21 protein-coding genes and 1 pseudogene are annotated in these 19,332 nt (G+C 71.1%); 10 read left to right on the forward strand and 12 right to left on the reverse strand.

Annotated features, from left to right (window positions below; translation table 11 throughout):
• Nucleotides 1-11: 11 nt before the first annotated feature.
• Both ACRAWC_RS13200 and ACRAWC_RS13205 read right to left on the reverse strand, forming a co-directional pair.
• The gene (locus ACRAWC_RS13200) at nucleotides 12-620 is read right to left on the reverse strand and encodes an HdeD family acid-resistance protein (protein ID WP_431348128.1); all 609 of its coding nucleotides are present in this window, start codon (nucleotides 618-620) and stop codon (nucleotides 12-14) included.
• 80 nt (nucleotides 621-700) lie between these two features.
• A complete protein-coding gene (locus ACRAWC_RS13205; RefSeq protein WP_431348129.1) occupies nucleotides 701-874 on the reverse strand; it encodes a hypothetical protein in 174 nt (57 codons plus the stop codon).
• Nucleotides 875-1,248: 374 nt separating this feature from the next.
• Here ACRAWC_RS13205 and ACRAWC_RS13210 point away from each other — a divergent pair, with 374 nt between their 5' ends.
• Nucleotides 1,249-2,124 (forward strand): hypothetical protein, encoded by an 876-nt coding sequence (locus tag ACRAWC_RS13210; RefSeq protein ID WP_431348130.1) that lies wholly within the window; start codon nucleotides 1,249-1,251, stop codon nucleotides 2,122-2,124.
• Nucleotides 2,125-2,316: 192 nt separating this feature from the next.
• Nucleotides 2,317-2,859, forward strand: coding sequence for a hypothetical protein (locus ACRAWC_RS13215; RefSeq protein WP_431348131.1), 543 nt, complete (start codon nucleotides 2,317-2,319; stop codon nucleotides 2,857-2,859).
• Nucleotides 2,860-2,942: 83 nt separating this feature from the next.
• Here ACRAWC_RS13215 and ACRAWC_RS13220 read toward each other — a convergent pair whose 3' ends face one another.
• Entirely contained in the window at nucleotides 2,943-3,677 is a 735-nt protein-coding gene (locus ACRAWC_RS13220; protein ID WP_431348132.1) for a response regulator, read from the reverse strand.
• A complete protein-coding gene (locus ACRAWC_RS13225) occupies nucleotides 3,674-5,254 on the reverse strand; it encodes an ATP-binding protein (RefSeq protein WP_431348133.1) in 1,581 nt (526 codons plus the stop codon). Before ACRAWC_RS13225 ends, ACRAWC_RS13220 begins: the two co-directional genes overlap by 4 nt.
• 258 nt (nucleotides 5,255-5,512) lie before the next feature.
• Here ACRAWC_RS13225 and ACRAWC_RS13230 point away from each other — a divergent pair, with 258 nt between their 5' ends.
• The 3 genes from ACRAWC_RS13230 (at nucleotide 5,513) to ACRAWC_RS13240 (ending at nucleotide 8,473) form a co-directional block, all read left to right on the forward strand.
• Nucleotides 5,513-6,370, forward strand: a complete 858-nt coding sequence (locus ACRAWC_RS13230) for an ABC transporter ATP-binding protein (RefSeq protein ID WP_431348134.1) — start codon at nucleotides 5,513-5,515, stop codon at nucleotides 6,368-6,370.
• A 5-nt stretch (nucleotides 6,371-6,375) separates the two neighbouring features.
• Nucleotides 6,376-7,296 (forward strand): ABC transporter permease, encoded by a 921-nt coding sequence (locus ACRAWC_RS13235; protein WP_431349439.1) that lies wholly within the window; start codon nucleotides 6,376-6,378, stop codon nucleotides 7,294-7,296.
• 79 nt (nucleotides 7,297-7,375) lie between these two features.
• The gene (locus ACRAWC_RS13240; RefSeq protein WP_431348135.1) at nucleotides 7,376-8,473 is read left to right on the forward strand and encodes an ABC transporter substrate-binding protein; all 1,098 of its coding nucleotides are present in this window, start codon (nucleotides 7,376-7,378) and stop codon (nucleotides 8,471-8,473) included.
• A 167-nt stretch (nucleotides 8,474-8,640) separates the two neighbouring features.
• Here the strand turns inward: ACRAWC_RS13240 and ACRAWC_RS13245 are convergent, their stop codons facing one another.
• Both ACRAWC_RS13245 and ACRAWC_RS13250 read right to left on the reverse strand, forming a co-directional pair.
• Nucleotides 8,641-9,294 carry a class I SAM-dependent methyltransferase gene (locus tag ACRAWC_RS13245; RefSeq protein WP_431348136.1) on the reverse strand — a complete coding sequence of 218 codons (654 nt, stop codon included), beginning with the start codon at nucleotides 9,292-9,294 and terminating at the stop codon, nucleotides 8,641-8,643.
• Nucleotides 9,295-9,343: 49 nt separating this feature from the next.
• Complete coding sequence (locus ACRAWC_RS13250; RefSeq protein WP_431348137.1) at nucleotides 9,344-10,897, reverse strand: molybdopterin-dependent oxidoreductase; 1,554 nt, start codon at nucleotides 10,895-10,897, stop codon at nucleotides 9,344-9,346.
• A 196-nt stretch (nucleotides 10,898-11,093) separates the two neighbouring features.
• On the opposite strand from ACRAWC_RS13250, the gene ACRAWC_RS13255 reads away from it, so the two are divergent.
• Nucleotides 11,094-11,747 carry a fasciclin domain-containing protein gene (locus ACRAWC_RS13255; RefSeq protein ID WP_431348138.1) on the forward strand — a complete coding sequence of 218 codons (654 nt, stop codon included), beginning with the start codon at nucleotides 11,094-11,096 and terminating at the stop codon, nucleotides 11,745-11,747.
• Between the two features lie 99 nt (nucleotides 11,748-11,846).
• Here the strand turns inward: ACRAWC_RS13255 and ACRAWC_RS13260 are convergent, their stop codons facing one another.
• Genes ACRAWC_RS13260 through ACRAWC_RS13275 form a run of 4 tightly spaced genes read right to left on the reverse strand, consistent with a single transcriptional unit; the run spans nucleotide 11,847 to nucleotide 14,215 of the window.
• Nucleotides 11,847-12,632: an SDR family oxidoreductase gene (locus tag ACRAWC_RS13260; RefSeq protein WP_431348139.1), complete on the reverse strand. Its 786-nt coding sequence runs from the start codon at nucleotides 12,630-12,632 to the stop codon at nucleotides 11,847-11,849.
• Nucleotides 12,629-12,850: a hypothetical protein gene (locus tag ACRAWC_RS13265; protein WP_431348140.1), complete on the reverse strand. Its 222-nt coding sequence runs from the start codon at nucleotides 12,848-12,850 to the stop codon at nucleotides 12,629-12,631. Before ACRAWC_RS13265 ends, ACRAWC_RS13260 begins: the two co-directional genes overlap by 4 nt.
• Nucleotides 12,850-13,257, reverse strand: a complete 408-nt coding sequence (locus ACRAWC_RS13270; RefSeq protein WP_431348141.1) for a (R)-mandelonitrile lyase — start codon at nucleotides 13,255-13,257, stop codon at nucleotides 12,850-12,852. Before ACRAWC_RS13270 ends, ACRAWC_RS13265 begins: the two co-directional genes overlap by 1 nt.
• Before the next feature lie 7 nt (nucleotides 13,258-13,264).
• Complete coding sequence (locus ACRAWC_RS13275) at nucleotides 13,265-14,215, reverse strand: helix-turn-helix transcriptional regulator (protein WP_431348142.1); 951 nt, start codon at nucleotides 14,213-14,215, stop codon at nucleotides 13,265-13,267.
• 86 nt (nucleotides 14,216-14,301) lie between these two features.
• Between ACRAWC_RS13275 and ACRAWC_RS13280 the strand changes: the two genes are divergently transcribed.
• Nucleotides 14,302-15,189 (forward strand): aldo/keto reductase, encoded by an 888-nt coding sequence (locus tag ACRAWC_RS13280; RefSeq protein ID WP_431348143.1) that lies wholly within the window; start codon nucleotides 14,302-14,304, stop codon nucleotides 15,187-15,189.
• A 169-nt stretch (nucleotides 15,190-15,358) separates the two neighbouring features.
• On the opposite strand, the gene ACRAWC_RS13285 is transcribed toward ACRAWC_RS13280, so the two are convergent.
• A complete protein-coding gene (locus ACRAWC_RS13285) occupies nucleotides 15,359-16,408 on the reverse strand; it encodes a LacI family DNA-binding transcriptional regulator (protein WP_431348144.1) in 1,050 nt (349 codons plus the stop codon).
• 132 nt (nucleotides 16,409-16,540) lie between these two features.
• A pseudogene (locus ACRAWC_RS13290) lies at nucleotides 16,541-17,043 on the reverse strand (CGNR zinc finger domain-containing protein).
• A 165-nt stretch (nucleotides 17,044-17,208) separates the two neighbouring features.
• Between ACRAWC_RS13290 and ACRAWC_RS13295 the strand changes: the two are divergent.
• From ACRAWC_RS13295 to ACRAWC_RS13305, 3 genes are all read left to right on the forward strand, one after another.
• The gene (locus tag ACRAWC_RS13295) at nucleotides 17,209-17,802 is read left to right on the forward strand and encodes an EamA family transporter (RefSeq protein ID WP_431348145.1); all 594 of its coding nucleotides are present in this window, start codon (nucleotides 17,209-17,211) and stop codon (nucleotides 17,800-17,802) included.
• A complete protein-coding gene (locus ACRAWC_RS13300; protein ID WP_431348146.1) occupies nucleotides 17,754-18,170 on the forward strand; it encodes an EamA family transporter in 417 nt (138 codons plus the stop codon). The genes ACRAWC_RS13295 and ACRAWC_RS13300 overlap by 49 nt, the downstream gene beginning before the upstream one ends.
• Nucleotides 18,171-18,276: 106 nt before the next feature.
• Entirely contained in the window at nucleotides 18,277-19,323 is a 1,047-nt protein-coding gene (locus tag ACRAWC_RS13305) for a LacI family DNA-binding transcriptional regulator (RefSeq protein ID WP_431348147.1), read from the forward strand.
• Nucleotides 19,324-19,332 lie beyond the last annotated feature (9 nt).

Here is a 19,332-nt window from a genome sequence, read left to right on the forward strand (position 1 = left end):
CGGCCTCCCGCTCAGTTCGCCGGCGTCGCGATCCCGCGCCCGAACGTGATGGCCCGCACGATCTGCACGATCCCGAGCACGATGAGGCTGATGCCCGCGAGGATGAACAGCAGCACGATCCCCCACAGCGGGGTCAGCAGCAGGACGATGCCGGCGACGATGCTCAGGATGCCGAAGAAGATCGACCAGCCGCGCGAGGGCGCGTCCCCGAGCTGGGCGAACGTCATCGCGCCCTCCACGATCCAGGCGATGCCGACCAGGATCCCGATGAACACCGCGAGGAACGCCGTCGTGCCCGCCAGATTGGCGAATGCCACGATCGCGCCGATGATCAGCAGGATGCCGAAGGCGATGTCGAGCGCCCTCGCACCGCCGCGGATCCCGCGGGCGAAGATGCCGATGCTGAGGTAGGCGATGCCCGAGATCAGCAGCGAGATGGCGATCAGGACGGTGAGGCCGACCGCGGCGGTCCTCGGCCAGAAGACGATGATGACGCCGATGATCAGGGCGACGGCGCCGCTGATCCCGAGCGCCACGCGTACGCTGTTGATGGCTGCCTTCGTCAGGTCCTGCCCGTCGAGGGAGAACGACGCGAACGCGGATGGTTGAGTGCTGGACATGCTCGGAAGGTAGCGCTGCGGAACCGCGCCTGTCTAGAGTCTTCGGACGATCGTGAAATGAAATGTCGTGCGCCTGACCGTCAGTAGTCCTCGCGTCCCTCGCCGAGCACGGACAGTGTGTCCTGGTCCTTCGACCAGTCCTGCAGGGCGCGTTCGAGCTGGCGGCGCGTCCAGTCGGGGGTGACCTCGCCGGCGTCCACTGCGGCGAGCCGGTCGAGGCGCTCGGCCGCCGACCCCTCGAGATCGTCCATCATCGTTCCCCTCTCGCGAATCGTGACCGTCCGGCGGCGGGTGGGACCAGCCGCTGTCTGCTTGGCGCTGCCCGTGGGGCGGACCGCCTGAAACCCGGTGCTCCCGCTCTTGTCTCACGGCTCGGCCGGACGGCCTGGCCCGCCGCTGGACTCATGGTGCACCCGCCAGGGCCGCTCGCGGTAGCCCGCGCACACTCCATACCGGTCGGTATGCTCCTCGGTTACCTCGATGGCCCGACGGCTTCAAGTGCTCTTCGCGACCTCGCAGAGGGTACGGACGGGAGGTCCAGGCGGGTTCCGTAACGTCGCCGAATGCCCTCGGTCGACCCAGGCCGGCACCCCTGCCGGCCTCGTCGTGGGCAACGGAAAGGATCCACGTGAAGAACACCATCCAGAACACCTCCGGAACCACTCGCACTGCGTTCGGCGCTCGTCGCGTCGTCATCGGCGCCGCCTCGATCGTGGCGGCTGGAGCGCTCATCGGCGTGGGGGCGCAGGGGGCTTTCGCAGCCACCGGCGACACCGGTGCTGCGGGCTCCGGCTCGGCGACGGCCTCCACCTCGACGTCCACTCCGGGCGTCTCGGGCTCTGCGTCGGCCGGAGGTTCGGCCTCGTTCGACCTCGACCACGGCCACTCGCTGTTCGGCCAGGTCCACGCGCTCTTCAACGGCCACATCAACGGCGCCAAGGCGCAGCAGCTCGCGAAGAAGATCGTCGCGGACACCCCGGTCTTCTCGCTGCTGCCCGACACCCTGCAGCGCGACCTGAAGACGCTGGCCACCGCTGCGTCCCAGGACCGCACCGCCGACGCCAAGAAGCTCGTCTCGACCGCGCTGAACGGCGGCTACGGCAGCGCCGTCCAGAAGCTCGCCGACCAGCTCAAGGGCTCGACTTCGGCCCGTGGCTCGGAGCACAGCGACGCCCAGGGCGGCCTCGACCTGAAGGACCTCGACGTGAAGGGCCTCCTCGCCGGCCTGCAGGGCGGCGACCTCCTCGGCTCGACGTCGGGCGCAGGCTCGCAGCTCAGCACGGAGATCACGAGCATCGCCTCCACCGTGACCGGCGACAGCCAGCTCGCGTCGAAGCTCCCGGACTCGCTGCGCACCGACCTGTCGCAGCTCGCGTCCGCTCCGGCCTCCGAGCAGACGGCCGACCTCGAGCACCTCGCGACCACCGCCCTGAGCGGCGGCTACGGCTCGCAGGTGCAGCAGGTCGCCGACCAGATCGAGTCGGCGGTCACCGCGGCCCACTAAGGCCCGCAGACGCTTTCGCGCCCTCGCCTCCTCCCTACCGGACGGAGGGCCCCTGAGGACGCAGCGCTTTCGCGCCCTCGCCTCCTCCCTACCGGACGGAGGCGAGGGCGCGTTTCGCGTCTCCGGGCGCTTCCCGCGGAATCGTTCGCGAGACGGATGCCGCCGGGCCGCCTGGGGGCGCATCATGCGAGCATGTGGGTTCGCAGGATCATCGTCGCCGTCGCCGCCTATGCGCTCTTCGCGGGCGGCCTCGCCACGCTTTACATCGTCGAGCAGCAGACCGGCCGCAACGCGGTGGAGGACGCCCCGCGCGCGCTCCTCTCCACCGGGGCGGCGACGGCCGCCTCCCCGCAGCCACGCCGCGTCGACCTCGCCTCCGGGCTCGGCACGTTCTGGGTGCGCTACGACGCGCACGACGCCCCGGCTGCCGGGAACGGCTACCTCGACGGCGCACTCGCCCAGGTGCCGCGCGGCGTCCTGGACACCGCGAAGGCGACCGGGGAGGACGCCGTGAGCTGGGAGCCGCAGCAGGGGCTCCGTTTCGCGATCGTCGCGAAGCCCGACGGGTCAGGCGTGCTCGTCGCCGGCCAGTCCCTTCAGCGCACTGAGGAGCGCGCGACGCGCACGCTGCTCTACATCGCCCTGGCCCTCATCGCGGGCGCCGTCGTCGTGGCTGCGGCTGTCACCGCCGACGCCCTCCTGGGAGCCACGCGTCAGCGTCGCCCCCTCGAATAGCCCACCATCCGTCCGCGAAAGGGGTCGCAACACGCCGTTATCCGCGCCCCTTTGCGGCGTGTTGCGACCCCCATCCGATGCAGTCAGCGGCGCTTGACCCCGTAGCGGTGCTCGGGGCGGCCGGTGGCGCCGTAGCGGAGCTCCAGCTTCAGGACGTCGCTCTGCTCGAGCTGGGTGAGCGCGCGCTGCGCGGTCGTGCGGCTGATCCCGACCGCCGCGGCCACCTCGTTCGCCGACAGACTCCCGTCGCCGGCCGCGACCGCGTCATAGACCGACTGGAGGGTCGGCGCCAGCCGGCGCAGCTCCTCCGCCTGGCCGATCGTGGCCGGCCGCAACAGGTCGAAGACCCGGTCGATGTCGTGCTGCGTCGGCTCGTCGGGGAAACCGCCCAGATCCTCGTTCGCCCGCCGGAAGGCCTGGAGCCGCTCCGCGAGCTGTGCGAACCCGAAGGGCTTCACCAGGTAGTGCAGGGCGCCGAGCTGGACGGCTTTGCGCACGGTGGCGATGTCGTTCGCCGCCGAGATGACGATCACCGCGGGCGCTGAGGGCTCGCCGAGCAGGTCCCGGACGACCTGGAGGCCGTCCCCGTCGGGCAGGTAGACGTCCATCAGAACGAGGTCCGGTCGCAGCTCGCCGGCGAGGCGGAGGGCGTCGGCCGCGGTGTGCGCCTGGCCGGCGACGCGGAAGCCGGGGACGGCCTCCACGAACCCGACGTGCACGGAGGCGACCCGGTAGTCGTCGTCGACCACCAGCACGCTCAGCGACGGCGACGGCGACGGCGACGGCGACCTCGACGGTGTCGGGGGTTGCGTGCTCATCGTGCGGCTCCTTCCCTGCGTGCGGGAGCGGAGGCCTCCACGACCGTGTGACGCGGCAGGACGATCGTGAACGTGGCGCCCGGGCCTCCCGACACCGTCACCGTCCCGCCGAGTTTGGTCGCCGTCGAGTGCACGAGCGACAGCCCGAGCCCGCTGTGCCGCACGAGCGAGCCGCGCTTGGTCGTGTAGCCGTTCTCGAAGATCCGCGGCAGTTCGGTGCTCGGGACGCCGGGGCCGTTGTCGGCCACGCGCACGGTCACGGACTCCGCCGTCTCGACCACGCTGACGACGACCCGGCGCGGCGCGGGCGCACCGGAGAGGGCGTCGAACGCGTTGTCGATCAGGTTGCCGAGGATGGTGGTCAGCGCCTGGACCCGCTCCGGAGCCTCGCCGAGGTCGGTGTCCGGTGCGATCACCAGGTCGATCCCTCGCTCGTTCGCCTCGGCGGCCTTGCCGAGCAGGAGGCCGACGATCATCGGCGAGCCGATGTGCGAGCGGAGGGTCGCGTCGAGGTCGGCGGTGGTGCCGCGGATCTCGTTGAGGTATTCCAGCGCCTCCTTGGTCCGGCCCAGCTCCAGGAGCCCGGACACGGCGTGCATGCGGTTGGAGAACTCGTGCTGCTGGGCCCGGATGGACTCGCTGAAGCTGCGCTCGCCGTCCAGCTCGCGGGTGAGGCCGATCAGCTCGGTGCGGTCCTGGAGGGTGAACACCGCGCCGTGCGGACGGCCGCCGAGCCTGACCGGCATGCGGTTGATCACGAGGATGTGGTCGTCCGTGATCGCGATCGCGTCCTTGACCTCGGACGTGCCGGTGAGGGTGTCGCGGATGGGACCGGCGACGAGCACGTCCTCCAGCAGCCGTCCTCTGGCGCCCTCCGGCAGCCGCAACAGCCGTTGGGCCTCGTCGTTGACGACGGTGATCCGGCCGGCCGGGTCGATGGCGATGACGCCCTCCCGGATGCCGTGCAGCGTGGCCTCCCGCTCCTGCAACAGGCGGGCGATCTCGTCGAGCTCGAGCCCGAAGGTGCGGCGTTTCAGCAGGCTGGCGAGGGCGAAGGAGGCCACGGCTCCGATCGCCAGGGCGAGGACGAGCCACGCGGCATACGTCGGCAGCTCGCGCAACAACTCCTCGGCGACGGAGCTCTCGCGGATCCCGACGGAGACCTCGCCCACGATCGAGCTGGACGCGGGCGCGTAGAGCGGCACCCGCGCGTTCGCAGTGGGTCCGGTGGAGCCCGAGTTCGTCCCCATGTGCACCTTGCCGTCGCCGGCGACGAACGGCTCCCCGACCTTCTGGCCGATCAGCGCGGGGTCGGGGTGCGAATGCCGGACACGGTTCCTGTCGATCACCACGACGTAGGCGGCGCCCGTGCTGTTCGCGGTCTGCGACGCGAGGTTCTGCACCGTCGCGTCGCAGCCCGGGCCGCCGTTCGCCATGCAGCGCTGGATGTCCGGGATGCCCGCGAACGTCTGCGCGATGGATGCGGCCCGCGCCTGGTAGTCGGCGTCGAGGTTGTTGCGGGCGGTCTGGGCCAGGAGGAGGAAGCCGACCAGCATCGAGACGGCCAGGATCGCCAATTGAGCCAGGAGTATCTGGCTCGAGAGTCGTCTGATCCGTCGTCGCATCATTCGAGATTGTGTCATCTCCTGCTGGGGACCAGGTGCGCGCAGAACGCGCAAAACCTGCGGCAACGCACACAACGCGGCGAATCGGGCGCAAGCGAGACAGCAGGCCGCCGTCGGCGGAGCATCGATGTTCACACGGACCGGTGGGAAACACTCCGCCGGACAGGCACACGAAACTCGTGCATCCGAAGACAGAGAGGTCTTGAACCCATGGGCGAACCCCGACCCAGAAGCGCCGCCACCGCCGCACCTGCGGAGGACGTGCCGGCGCGCATCGACATCGTCGGTCTGACGAAACGCTTCCTGACGCCGAAGGGTGAGACCTTCACGGCCATCCGCGACGTGACGCTCACCGTCGAACCCGGCCAGTTCTGCGCCATCGTCGGCCCCACCGGCTGCGGAAAGTCCACCACGCTCGCGCAGGTCTCCGGGCTGGAGCGCCCGAGCGCCGGCTCGGTCAGCGTCGGCGGCCGGATCGTGGACGGCATCACCAGCGGCGTGAGCTACATGTTCCAGGCCGACTCCCTCTTCCCCTGGAAGACCGTGCTGGCAAATGTGATGATCGGCCCCATCCTCCTCGGCACGCCGAAGAAGGAGGCCACTGCGCTGGCGCTCGACTGGCTGCGCCGGGTCGGACTCGCCGGCTTCGAGGACCGCTACCCGCACCAGCTCTCCGGCGGCATGCGCAAGCGCGTCGCGATGGCGGCCGCGCTGATCAACAACCCGCGCATCCTGCTCATGGACGAGCCGTTCGGCGCGCTCGACGTGCAGACGAAGGCGATCATGCAGACCGAGCTGCTCACCCTGTGGGAGGAGCTGCGGCCGTCGGTGCTGTTCATCACGCACGACCTCGACGAGGCCGTCGCGCTGTCCGACCGCGTGGTCATCATGACCAGCAGCCCGGGGACCGTCAAGGACGTCTTCGACATCGACCTGCCGCGACCGCGCGGCAACGTTCAGGAGATCCGGCACGAGGAGAAGTTCCTCGACATCCAGGGCCGGATCTGGGAGTCGCTCCGTGACGAGGTCACGCGGGCTTACGAGCAGACGGCAGGAGCGGCGGCGTGACCACCATGACGATCGCAGAGAAGAACAACGCAGACAACAAGAACGGCAGTGGCGGCAACGCCGCGAAGAAGCCATCCGCCCCTCTCGCCGAGCGCGAGACCGAGCTCCGCGTCGCGGGCCGCCGCGCGCACAGCCGCCGGGTCGCCTGGATCTGGACGGGACGCGTCGCCGTCGCCGTCGTGGTCATCGGCGGCTGGCAGTGGTTCACCTCCGCGGGCTGGGTCGACAAGTTCTTCTACGGCCAGCCGTCCGGTATCTGGGACAGCCTCGTGCGCCTGTTCACGCAGGGCACGGCGTTCGGGACCATCTGGGAGAACCTGTGGATCACCGTCCAGGAGGCCTTCCTCGGCTTCCTGCTCGGCACCGCGCTGGGCGTCGTCTTCGGCATCCTGCTGGGGTCCAACCGCTACCTCGCCTCGGTCTTCGGCCCGTACATCAAGGTCGTGAACTCGATCCCCCGCATCGTCCTCGGCTCGATCTTCATCGTCGCCTTCGGCCTCGGCGTCTTCCCCAAGGTGCTGCTCGCCGCGGTGCTGGTGTTCTTCGTCGTCTTCTTCAACGCCTTCCAGGGCGTGCGGGAGGTCGACCAGAACCTGATCGCGAACGTCCGGGTGCTCGGCGCATCGCCCGCGCAGGTCGCCCGGCATGTGACCATCCCCTCGGCGATGACCTGGATCATCGCGAGCCTCCACACCGCGTTCGGCTTCGCGATCATCGGCGCGCTGGTGGCCGAGGTGCTCGGCGCCCAGCACGGCGTCGGCCTGATCATCAGCCAGTCGCAGGGCAACTTCGACCCGAACACGGTCTTCGCCTGCATGGTCATCGTGGCCGTGGTCACCCTCGTGGCCGAGTACCTCATCACCCTCTTGGAGAAGTCCCTCCTCAAGTGGCGTCCGCCGAGCCGGTCCGAGGCTCAGGCGATCTGAGCGCCGCCCGCACCACCCCAACTGTCCTGCAACGAAGCAGAACGCCGGACCCGTCCGGCACGATGAAAGGAACAACCCCATGAAGAAGCGCAGCATCGGTGCCATCGCGGCAGCGGGCGTGGTCGTGGCCCTGAGCCTCGCCGCCTGCTCCGGCGGTGGAGGCGGCACCGCGGCAGCCGGAGGCAGCAGCTCCGGCCCGATGCCGACCGTCACGATGATGGTCGGCGGCATCGACAAGCAGATCTACCTCCCGTACCAGCTCGCCCAGCAGCTCGGCTTCTACAAGAAGTACGGCGTCGACATGCAGCTCTCGACCGAGCAGAACGGCGGCGTCGGAGCTGAGGACGCCATGGCCTCCGGGCAGGTCGACCTCGCCGGCGCCTGGTATGTCCACACGGTCGACTTCCAGTCGAAGGGCAAGGACGTCGTCAACCTCGTCCAGCTCTCCGGCGCTCCCGGCGAGCGGGTGATGTGCAACCCCAAGGCCGATGTCACCTCCGGCGCCGACTTCAAGGGGAAGAACATGGGTGTCACAGACCTCGGGTCGGGCACCGACGAACTGACCCAGTTCCTGGCGGCCCAGAAGGGCGTGGACAGGAAGCAGTACAACACCATCGCCGTGCACGCCGGCTCCACCGCCATCGCAGCGATCCAGCGCGGCACCGCCGACTGCGTGATGACCACCCAGCCGACGGTCGGCGCACTCACCTCGCAGAAGCTCGCGGTCTCCGCGATCGACCTGGCCACGACCAAGGGCGCCACCAAGGCCCTGGGCGGCGCCTGGCCGGCGGCCGGCCTCCTCGCCCGGGCGGACTGGGCGAAGAAGAACCCGGACACCGCCCAGAAGGTGGTCGACGCCCTCGTCGCGACGATGCACTGGATCGCGACGCACTCCGCCGCCGATATCGCGAACAAGCTGCCGCAGGACTACGTGCAGAACGCGACGATCAGCAAGCAGCAGTACATCGACGGACTGGCGACCGACAAGGGCCAGTTCCTCCCGGACGGCATCATGCCCGCCGGCGGCCCGAAGGTCATCTTCGACATGGAGAAGACCATCGGCGTCGACATCTCGAAGGTGAAGATCTCCGACACCTTCACCAACAAGTACGCCGAAGCGGCGAACAAGCTGGAAGGCTTCACCACTACGACGAAGCCGGCCGGCGCGGACGGCTGATCCCGTCACGCAGAAACCCCCAACAGCCCGTCCGGTGCGTCCAGCCATCCAGCGCACCGGGCGGGCTTCTTCGCGCGCCCCGGACATTCGTGCCGAATGCGCGTTATCCGCGCGTGGTTCGCGCGATTCGTGCCGAATGTCGTTCGAGGACATTCGTGCGGAATGTGTCAGGCGGGTGTGGGGCGTGTGGCGCGGATGCGTTCGACGGCTCCGGAGCGGAGTCGCTCGTGCTCGACGACCTGCAGGCCCACGGCCTCCACCTCGGCCCGGTGCCGCCGCGTCAGGTGCTCGCCCTGCAGCGGGATGGTGAACCGCTCGATGGCCCACTGCCCGGCGAACACGAGCGCGCGATCGCTGCGCGTGTGGTCGACCAGCACGACGGAACCGCCCGGCGCGACCACCCGCGCCATCTCGGCGACCGCGACACCGGGACGCGGGATGGAGCACAGCGCGAGCGCGCACACCACGGTGTCGAAGCATGCGTCGGCGAACGGCAGCGCCTCGGCGTCCCCCTGGAGCAGGTCCGCGGCGACCTCCTGCTCGGCCGCTCGCGCGCGTGCGATCGCCAGCATCTCGGGACTCAGATCGATCCCGGTGAGCTCGACCCCGGCCGGGTAGTACGGGAGGTTGCGCCCGGTCCCGACCGCGACCTCCAGCACCCGCCCGCTCACCCGAGCGCCGACCCACTCGCGGCTCCCGGCGAGCATGGTCTGCTCGGCCCGGCCGACCTTCCGGTCGTACGTCGCCGCCTGACGCCGCCAGGAGCGGAGCTGGCGCTGAGTCTCCTTCGAGGGCACGGGGTCCGGGTGCTGGTCGGTCATGGGGTCATTCTGGGCCAGAGCGGCGCCGCGCGCGTAGACCCGGGCGCCCTCACCCCACCCGCACCAACGTCGACTGCCACCCCGTCGACCCGTTGGGCGCGATCGGCGTTCGCCTCTCCTCCTGCAACCGCCCCGCACGGTCGGTCGCCCGGACCGCGAGCGTGTGAGAGCCGGACGTGGCGTCCCAGTCGAGGGACCACTGCACCCAGGTGTCGGCGTTGATCGCGGCGGCCAGCGTGGCCTCCTGCCAGGGGCCGCCGTCGATCTGCACCTCGACCTTCCGGATCCCGACCGTCTGCGCCCAGGCCACGCCCGCGATCTTCGTCGGTCCGGCCGAGAGCGGCCGGTCGATCCGGGGCGTGTCGATGCGGCTGGAGAGCTTGATCGGCGCCTTCTCGCTGTAGCCGCGGGGCGTCCAGTAGGCCTGGTCGGCGGCGAACGTCGTGACCTTCAGCTCGGTGAGCCACTTGGTCGCCGAGACGTAGCCGTAGAGGCCGGGCACGACCATCCGCACCGGGAAGCCGTGCTCCAGCGGCAATGGCTCGCCGTTCATGCCGACCGCCAGGATGGCGTCGCGGCCCGGGTCGGTGAGCGCGGTGAGCGGCGTGCCCGCCGTGAAGCCGTCGACGCTGCGCGACAGGACCATGTCGGCGCCGTGCCGGGGACGCGCGCGGGCGAGCACCTCTCGCACCGGCACGCCGAGCCAGCGGGCGTTGCCGACGAGGTTGCCGCCGACCTGATTGGAGACGCAGGTGAGCGTGATCGCGTACTCGCGGAGTCCCATCGCGAGCAGGTCGTGGAAGGTCAGCTCGACGCGGCGCTCCACCATCCCGTCCACCGTGAGCGACCAGCCGGCCGGGTCGACCGACGGGACGGTCAGGGCGGTGTCCACCCGGTAGAAGTCGGCGTTGGGGGTGAACAGCGGCGAGAGGTCGGGAAGGCGGAGGTCGGATCCGGCGGGGATCGCCACCCGGGAGGCCGGGGCCGGCAGGCGCAGCGCCGAGCGGACGGCCGCGATCGAGGAGGTCGCCGCCGAGCCGAGCCGGGAGCCGACGCCGGCCACCAGGGCGAGCGCGGCGCCTGCGCCGGTGAGCAGGAGGAACCTGCGCCGGTCGACACCGATCGTCGCGCGGTCGCCGTCGAGTCCCTCCCGCCAGCGCCGCAGCCTTCCGACCAGGAGGTGCAGTGCCGCTGCCCCCGCGAGAGCGCCGACGGCGGACGGCAGGAACGCGAGCGGACTCGCGTCGGCGCGGGTCACCGTGGCCGCGACGGCCACCGCCCCGGCCGCGACGAACAGGACGACGCCCAGCCAGCGGCGCCAGAGCTCCAGGACCCCGGCGACCGCCGCCGCCACGAACACCGCGACCCCGAGCGAGGACAGCAGGAACAGCTTGTCGTTCGACCCGAACAGTTCGATGGCGAGCTCCTTCGCCCACCGCGGCACGATGTCGATCACGAACGATCCGACCGCGATGAGCGGGTCGGCCTCGCGGGCGGCCAGGAGGGCGACGACCTCGGCGACGGCGACGAAGAGGCCGCCGCTCACTGCGCCGGCGAGCGCGGCCCACCCCCAGGCGGCGCGGTGTCCTCTGCGGATGCTCATGCGTGCTGTTCGGCGCCGAGGCCGGTTCCGGATTGGCGGGGACGCGCCGACGACGAGTTCCAATCCGATCGGGCCGCGGGGCCGAACCCCTGATGTCGGCCGCCGACACGGCTTCCCGATCCGCACCACCCGCAGTACGTCTCAGCAGCAGTCGTCAGCAGTACTACTCAGCAGCACCACCTCGAAGGAGAACACCATGCGCACCACCACCCGCCTCGCCGCCGCCGGCATCCTCGCCGCAGCCGCGCTCGCGCTCACCGCCTGCTCGTCCGGAGCCGGATCCGCGTCCACCGGAAGCAGCTCGCCCATGAGTTCGTCCCCGTCTGCGTCCGCGACGATGGACCCGGCCGCCGACCTCGTGGGCCCGGGCTGCGCCGCCTACGCCAAGCAGGTGCCCTCCGGCGCCGGCTCGGTCCAGGGCATGGCGCAGGACCCGGTCGGGACCGCGGCGAGCAACAACCCCCTGCTCACCACGCTCGTCGCGGCCGTGTCCGGCAAGCTCAACCCCAAGGTGAACCTGGTCGACACGCTCAACAGCGGTCAGTTCACGGTGTTCGCCCCGGTCGATGACGCGTTCAAGAAGATCGACCCCGCGACCATCGCCACGCTGAAGACCGACGCCGGCGCGCCGACGCTGAGCAGCGTCCTGACCTACCACGTCATCCCCGGTCAGATCGCGCCGAAGGACATCGTCGGCACCCACAAGACCGTCGAGGGCGGCACCGTCACGGTCACCGGCTCCGGCGACAACCTGAAGGTGAACGACGCGAACGTCATCTGCGGCGGCGTGCACACCGCCAACGCCACGGTCTACCTCATCGACTCGGTGCTGATGCCCCCGGCCAAGTGAGTCGGTTCCCGGGTGAGCCCGGGAACCCGCCACCGCGTGGCCCCGCCCCCCGAGGGGAGCGGGGCCACGCGCCTTCTGCGCCGGTTGCTTCGGCGGCCGTCAGGATGCTCGTTCGCGGAGCCGCGCGATCGCCTCACGATCATCGCGGAAGCGCTGCGGTTCGTCGGCGAGCGGTGCGTTCGGGGAGTCCTCCGCTCCGTCGAGCGCGTCCGGCGCGTCGGGCGTGAGCGCCGAGAACACCGGCGTCAGATCGTCCTGCTCGGCGCCTTCGTTCGCCACCAGCTCGAACGTCAGGCGTTCCGCCGCCGGGTTCGTGAGGCTGTCGACGAGGACCCGCGCGATCTCGTCGCGGGCGATGGCCTCGTCCGCGGGCGTCCCCGACTGCTCGGTGTCGCCCTGGCGGAGGAGGATCGCGCGCTGCCCGGCATCGTTGTAGTCGAACCAGCCGGGACGGACGATCGTGTACGGGTCGCCGCTCGCCCGGACGAGACGCTCGGCGCGGCGCTTCCACGCGGCGTAGGGCGTTCCGGGACGCGTGGTCCCGACGGCCGTCATGAGGGCGATCCTGACGCGGCGGCCGTCCAGTGCGGTGAGGATGTTGGCCACTCCGGCGTAGTCGATGTCGCGGACGTCGGCCTCCCGGGTCCCGGAGCCGTGCGTGAACACGATCGCGTCGATCGCCTCCACTGCCGGCTCGAGGGTCGCCGGCTTCGTCAGGTCGCCCACGACCAGGGCAGTCGGGGCGGGGAGGATGCGCCCGGCGCGGGACGCGTCTCGGACGAGCGCCCGGACTCCGTGCCCGCGCCGCAGGGCCTCGGCCACGACCAGGCGGCCGATGCTGCCGGTGGCGCCGACGACGAGGACGGTGAGCGGCCGGCCGGTCACCGGTTCTCCTTCGTGCGGCCGCGCGTCTCGACGTCCAGCTCGGGCGCCGGCCTCCGGAACAGCCGCCACAGCGGCGCCGCCGCCACGAACCCCGGCGCCGCGCGCAGGGCCGCCTCCACCCGCAGCTCGGCGTCCTCGTCCCTCGGAAGCGCGTCGATGGTGCGCCGCACGTCCCGCGCGAAGCGCCGGCTCTCGCGCGACTCGCTGGTGCGGGCCATCACGGTCGCCCCCTGTACTCCGCGTCGGTCACGTGCTCGGCCCACTCGGTCTCCGGCCCGTCCTGCCCCTCGCCGAGTGCCTCCCACATCGCTAGATGCTCCATGTAGTGCTCGGGGTCGGCGCCGTGCCAGTGCCACTCGCCGGGCGGAGTGTGGACCGTCTCGCCCGGGCGGACCTCCAGGACCTCGCCGCCGCGGGACTGCATGAGGGCGACGCCCTGCGTGACATGGAGGGTCTGACCGTTGGCGTGCCGGTGCCAGGCGGTGCGGGAACCCGGCGCGAACCGGACGAGGTTGACCCGAAGCCGCGAGGGCGCGTCGCCGGCGGCGATGACGTCGAAGTGGACGGTCCCGGTGAAGAGGTCGGCGGCGCCGGCGGCGGTGGGGGAGTTCGGAAGCAGTTCCACGGGTCTCCTAGTCGTTGATGGGGATGTCGGGGCGGCCGGCGGGTTCGGCCTGCTTGTGAGTCGTCTGCACTTGCGTCGGCTCCTGCTGCGTCGGCTCCCGTTGCGTCGGCTCCCGTTGCGTCGCCGCCCAGCTCGCGAGCAGCTTCAGCGCGTCCTCCGACGGCGTGCCGGGGTCGGCCGTGTACACGTTGACCCGCAGCCCCGGCTCGCCCGGCAGCTCGAACGCCTCGAAGGCGAGGTCGAGGTCGCCGACGATCGGGTGGTGCACGCGCTTGCGTCCGGTGCGGTGGTACTTGACGTCGTGCCGCGCCCAGCGGGTGCGAAACTCCTCGCTGCGGGTGGACAGCTCGCCGACGAGGTCGGTGAGGTCCTTGTCGTAGGGGTTGCGACCCGCGGCCGAGCGGAGGATGGCGACCATGTCGTCGGCGGCCTGCTCCCAGTTCGCGTAGAAGGCGCGCGACTTCGGGTTGAGGAAGGTGAAGCGCGATGCGTTCGGCGGCTGCACCTTCTCGGCCATGAGGTCGAGGTAGAGCGCCCGGCCGAGCTCGTTGGCGGCGAGCACGTCGCCGCGGTCGTTCCGGACCCACGCCGGGGCGCCGGTGATGGCGTCGATGACCCGCTGGAGGCTGGGCCGCACGGTCTGCGGGCTGCGCCGGCGGCGGACGCGCGGGGCGACATCCGCCGCGCGCGCCAGGTCGTAGAGGTGCGCGGTCTCCGCCTCGTCGAGCTGCAGCGCCCGGGCCAGCGACTCCAGCACGCTGTCCGACGCGCCGGACAGGTTCCCGCGCTCCAGCCGCGTGTAGTAGTCGACGCTCACGCCGGCGAGCATCGCGACCTCCTCGCGGCGCAGCCCGCTGACCCGGCGATTGCCGCCGTATGCGGGCAGGCCGGCCTGCTCCGGCGTGATTCGGGCACGGCGGGAGGTGAGGAAGTCCCGCACGTCGTCGCTGTTGCTCATACTCCGACGCTACGCCGCGCGGGGCCGCGGAGGGAGGCACTGCCGTGACCTCCCGGGCCGCCTGGGCCCCGCCTACCGTGGTGCCCATGACCATCGATCTCACCCTCAACAACGGCGTCACGATGCCCGCGCTCGGACTCGGCGTCTTCCAGAGCCCGCCCGAGGAGACCACCCGGGCGGTGGAAGCCGCCCTCGCGACCGGCTACCGGCACATCGACACCGCTGCCGCGTACGGCAACGAGCGGGAGGTCGGCGAGGGCCTCCGGCGCTCCGGACTCGACCGGGGCGACGTCTTCGTGGAGACCAAGGTGTGGGTGTCCGACTACGGCTACGAGCAGACCCTGCACGCCTGGGAGAAGGCCACGGGCAAGCTCGGCATCGAGCAGCTCGACCTCCTCATCCTCCACCAGCCCGCGCCCGACCGCTTCGACCAGACGATCGCCGCGTACCAAGCCTTGGAGACACTGCTCGCGGACGGCCGCGTGCGCGCGATCGGCGTCAGCAACTTCCTGCCCCACCACCTCGACCGGCTGCTCGCGGAGGCGACGGTCGTCCCCGCGGTGAACCAGGTCGAGCTTCACCCGTACTTCACCCAGCCGGAGGTGCAGGCCGCCGACGCCGCACACGGCATCGTCACGCAGGCCTGGTCCCCGATCGGCGGCATCACCTTCTACCCGGGCTGGGGCGAGCAACGCCGGAACGTGATGGCGGACCCGGTTCTCGCCGACGTCGCCCGCTCGCACGGCGGGACCCCCGCGCAGATCATGCTCCGCTGGCATCTCCAGCAGGGCCGCTCGGCCATCCCGAAGTCGGTCGACCCGGGACGCATCGCGGAGAACTTCGACGTGTTCGACTTCGAGCTGAGCGACGACGAACTGGGACGCATCGACGCGCTGGACGCGGGCGTCCGCAACGGGCCCGACCCGGACGTGCCGCGACCGGAGCGGTTCGCGATGGTGATCCCGGAGGCCTGAAAGGAGATCTTTCGCGACACCCGCTGACTTCTCCTTCCGAAGGTCGCCCAGAAGGAGATCCTGGGGTGTCTTCCTGCCGCTCGAATGATGGCGTTCGCCGGCCCGGCAGCCGGCGCGACCGAGATCGTCCTGACCGGCGCCCCCACCATGTCCGGCGTCGAGTCGGCGCCTAGCCGGCGTCCGGGCGGACCGTGCTCGCGCCGACCCGCATCCCCACCGGCAGCACCAGGCGCTCGTGCCGGTGCCCCGGCTGCGCTTCGTCCAGCACCAGGCGGATCGCCTCCTCGCCCATCCGGTAGCCCGGCAACGTGATGGAGGTCAGACTCACCCAGTCGGAGTTCGCGCCGTCGTGGGTGCCGTCGAGCCCGATGACCGCGACGTCCTCTGGGATGCGCACGTCCGGGTGTTCGCGCAGGGCGCTGAGCGCACCGAGCGCCAGGGCGTCGGTGATGCCGACGAAGGCGAACCGCTCGCCATCGCTCCGGTCGGCGAGGAGCGCGGCCATCGCCGACCGGCCGTGCTCGAACTCGAACCCTTCAGTGGTGACCTCGGTCAGCTCCAGGTCGAGGGCGGCGGCGGCCTCCTCGATCCCGCGACGGCGGTCGGCGATCGGCTGAGCGGCGTCGGGCGGTGACACGTAGAAGACGCGGCGCACGCCGATGCCGGCCAGGTGCTCGCCGGCGATCCGCCCGGCCTGCCGGTTGTCCATCAGCACCGAGCACCAGTCGCCCGGCTGGTCGTAGTTGATCACCACGATGGGCCGCACGTGGCTGCGGATGCGGTTGATCCCGTCCGTCGGGTCGCTCATCGCCGCGTACAGGATGCCCCCTGTGCGCTCCTCCGCGAAGTAGTCGAGGAACTGGTCCTGCTGGTCGGTGACCACCAGCGGGTCGAACGACTCGAACGCGTAGACGGCGTTGGCCATCAGCAGGCTGAGGCCCTTACGGCCCGCGGTGATCTGCGCGCCGCGGGACATGTCCACGAAGAGGCGGTTGAGGATGTCCGGCACGATGAGCCCGATGCCGTCGCTTCTGCGGCGCTTGAGGTCGCGCGCGGCTGCGTTGCGGATGTACCCGAGCGACTCGATCGCCGCGCGCACCTTCTCCCGGGTGGCCGGCGCGACGCGGGAGGGCTGGTTCAGGACGTTGGACACGGTCGCGAGGGACACGCCCGCTGTGTCGGCGACGGCCTGCATCGTGGGCAGCTGGCCATCCGTCATTGCAGGTAACCCGTCGTCATGGCGTGCGGCAGCTCCTCGGGATGGTGCGTTCCTGGTGGGTCGGGTGAGGAACGGTGAGGTGGATCGGTCTGTCCGTCATCATCTCACGCGACTCCGGGGCCCCGGTGGCGGCTATTCCGCCTCCTGCCGCGCGCGGAACGCGACCATGTTCATCCGGTTGCCGCACCGCACGCTGCAGAACCGCTTCGACCCGTTTCGGGACAGGTCGAGGACGAGGCCGTCGCAGTCGAAGGCGGCGCAGCTCCGCAGCCGGTCGTTCGCGTCGGAGCGGATGACGTCCACCAGCGCGAGCGCGATCTCCACCCGGATCCGCTCGGCGAGCGGCGCCTCCAGCGAAGTCGCGTGCAGGTGCCAGTCGAAGCCGTCGTGGCGCATCAGGTAGGGGAGGCGTGGGCGTCGGCGAGCATGGCGTTCACCTCGGCGACGACGTCGTCGCGCTCCATCGTCCAGGCCCGGCGGAGGCGGTCGCGGGTCTCGTGCACTTGCTGGAGCTCGGCCTCGTCGCCGTCGATGCGTCCCGAGTACTGGTTCTCGTGCATCAGGGCGACGAGCTGCGCCGGGGTGGCGAGCTCGTCCTCCCCGCTGCGGGAGGCCGTCGCGACGGTGTTGCACAGGAGGACGGCGAACTGGAGTGCGTCTTCTGTGTCAGGGGCGAAATGCAAGTTGACTCCTTACGTCGCCGAGTACTAGCGTCAGGATCATAACCCACTACGGTCCTGACGTCGGCTCTCGTGCGTGCCGCCGGGACCTCGTCGACGCACGCGGGCAGGAGGCCTCCGATGGCACTGAACCAGACATCCAAGGGCCTCGTCGTCGCGATCGTCGCCGCCGCGTCGTTCGGCCTGTCGGGCGCGTTCATCAAGCCGCTGCTGGAGAGCGGCTGGTCGCCGGCCGCCGCCGTCACCGCGCGCGTGCTGATCGGCGGGGTGGTGCTGGCGCCGTTCGCGATCCTCGCCCTCCGCGGCCGCTGGGCCTCGCTCTGGCGCGGACGCTGGCGCCTGCTCGCGATGGCCCTGGTCGGCGTCGCCGGGACGCAGGTGCTCTACTTCGCGGCGATCGAGCGCATCCCGGTGAGCACGGCCATCCTGATCGAGTACCTGGCGCCCGTCGTGCTGGTGCTGTTCGTGTGGGCGCGCACCCGCCGCGCCCCGAAGGCCGTGGTCCTCGCCGGCTCTGCCGTCGCGATCGCCGGACTGCTCCTCGTCGTGTCGCCCGGCGGCGGCAAGTCGCTCGATCTCGTCGGCGTCGCGCTCGCTGTGGCCACGATGCTCGGCTGCGCCGGCTACTACATCATCGCCGCGCGCCCGTCCGACGGCCTCCCCCGGTGGCGCTCGCCGCGGGCGGACTGCTCGCCGGCGGTGCGGCGCTGCTGATCGTGAGCGCGACCGGCCTGCTCCCGTTCGTCGTGAGCACTCGCGACGTGTCGCTGTTCGGCGGTTCGGCGCCCTGGTGGGTGCCGCTGGCGGTGGTCGGAGTCCTCGCGACCGCTCTCGCCTATGCGTCGGGCATCACCGCCGCGAACATGCTGGGCTCGCGGCTGGGCTCCTTCGCCGGGCTGCTCGAGGTCGTGGCGGCGACCTTCTACGCGTGGCTGCTGCTGGGGGAGTCGCTGAACACGCTGCAGCTGGTGGGCGGGGTGCTGATCCTCGGCGGGATCGCGCTGGTGCGGGTCGACGCGACGGGCGATGGGGTGGTGGAGCTGGTGGAGGCTCCTGTCCGGGAGGATGCGCCAGCGCATTAGCGCGCCAGCGCATTAGCGCATTGGCCGCCCCCGCCCCGCTAGGATGATCGCGCCCCGTTGCCACGAGGCAAACACACGAGCACACCGGACGACGGAGCGGGGGAGCATGGCGGCGACACGTCGTGAGGTGGCGGAGGCCGCGGGGGTCTCCGTCCGAACCGTCTCCAACGTCGTCAACGGTTTCGACCACGTCGCGCCGGCGACCCGGGAGCGCGTCCTCCGCGTCATCCACGAGCTCGAGTACCAGCCGAGCGAGCTCGCCCGCAGCCTCAAGGTGGGACGGTCCGGGCTCATCGGGCTGATGCTGCCGGAGCTGGACACCGCCTACTTCGCCGAGCTCACCCGCGCTTTCGTCGAGGGCGGCGCCGAGCGGGGTCTGACGGTGGTCGTCGACCAGACCGACGGCGACCGGGAGCGTGAGCTCGCCCTGCTCCGCCGGACCGCGGGAGGTTCGCTCTTCGACGCGCTCGCCCTGAGCCCGCTCGCCCTCCGCGCCGAGGATCTGGAAGCGCTCGCCGCAGGGCCGCTGGTGTTCCTCGGTGAAGATGAGTTCCCGGGTTACGACAAGGTGATGATCGACAACTTCCAGGCTGCTCGGGAGGCTGTCGAGCATCTGCTCGCGCAGGGCCGCCGCCGCATCGCCGCGATCGGCGCCGAACGCAGCCACCGCGCCGCCAGCTCGCAGCGACTCGAGGGCTATCGCGCCGCGATCTGGGCGCACGCCGACCTCGGACTGCCCGAGATCGTCGAGTACGTGCAGGGCTTCCGCCGGCCCGAGGGCGCCGCGGCCATGCGCCGCCTGCTCGACGGCGGCGAACGGTTCGACGCGATCTTCTGCTTCTCCGACGCGCTGGCCCTCGGCGCGCTGCGGACCCTGCACGAGGCGGGGGTCTCGGTGCCGGACGAGGTGGCGGTGGTCGGCTGGGACGACATCGAGGACGGCCGTTTCTCCATCCCGTCGCTCACGACGGTCAGCCCGGACAAGCAGTGGCTGGCGGAGACGGCGCTCGATCGCATCGTGCGGCGGCTCGCGGGCGAGACGTTGGAGCCGGAGGTGCTCGTGGGGCCGCACCGGCTGATCGTGCGGGAGAGCGCGCCGACGGTGGAGTCCGGATCGAGCACGCCGACTACGGCTTCTCCCGTCGCCCCGTGACGCCGTGCA

This window comes from Leifsonia sp. L25, assembly GCF_050632895.1.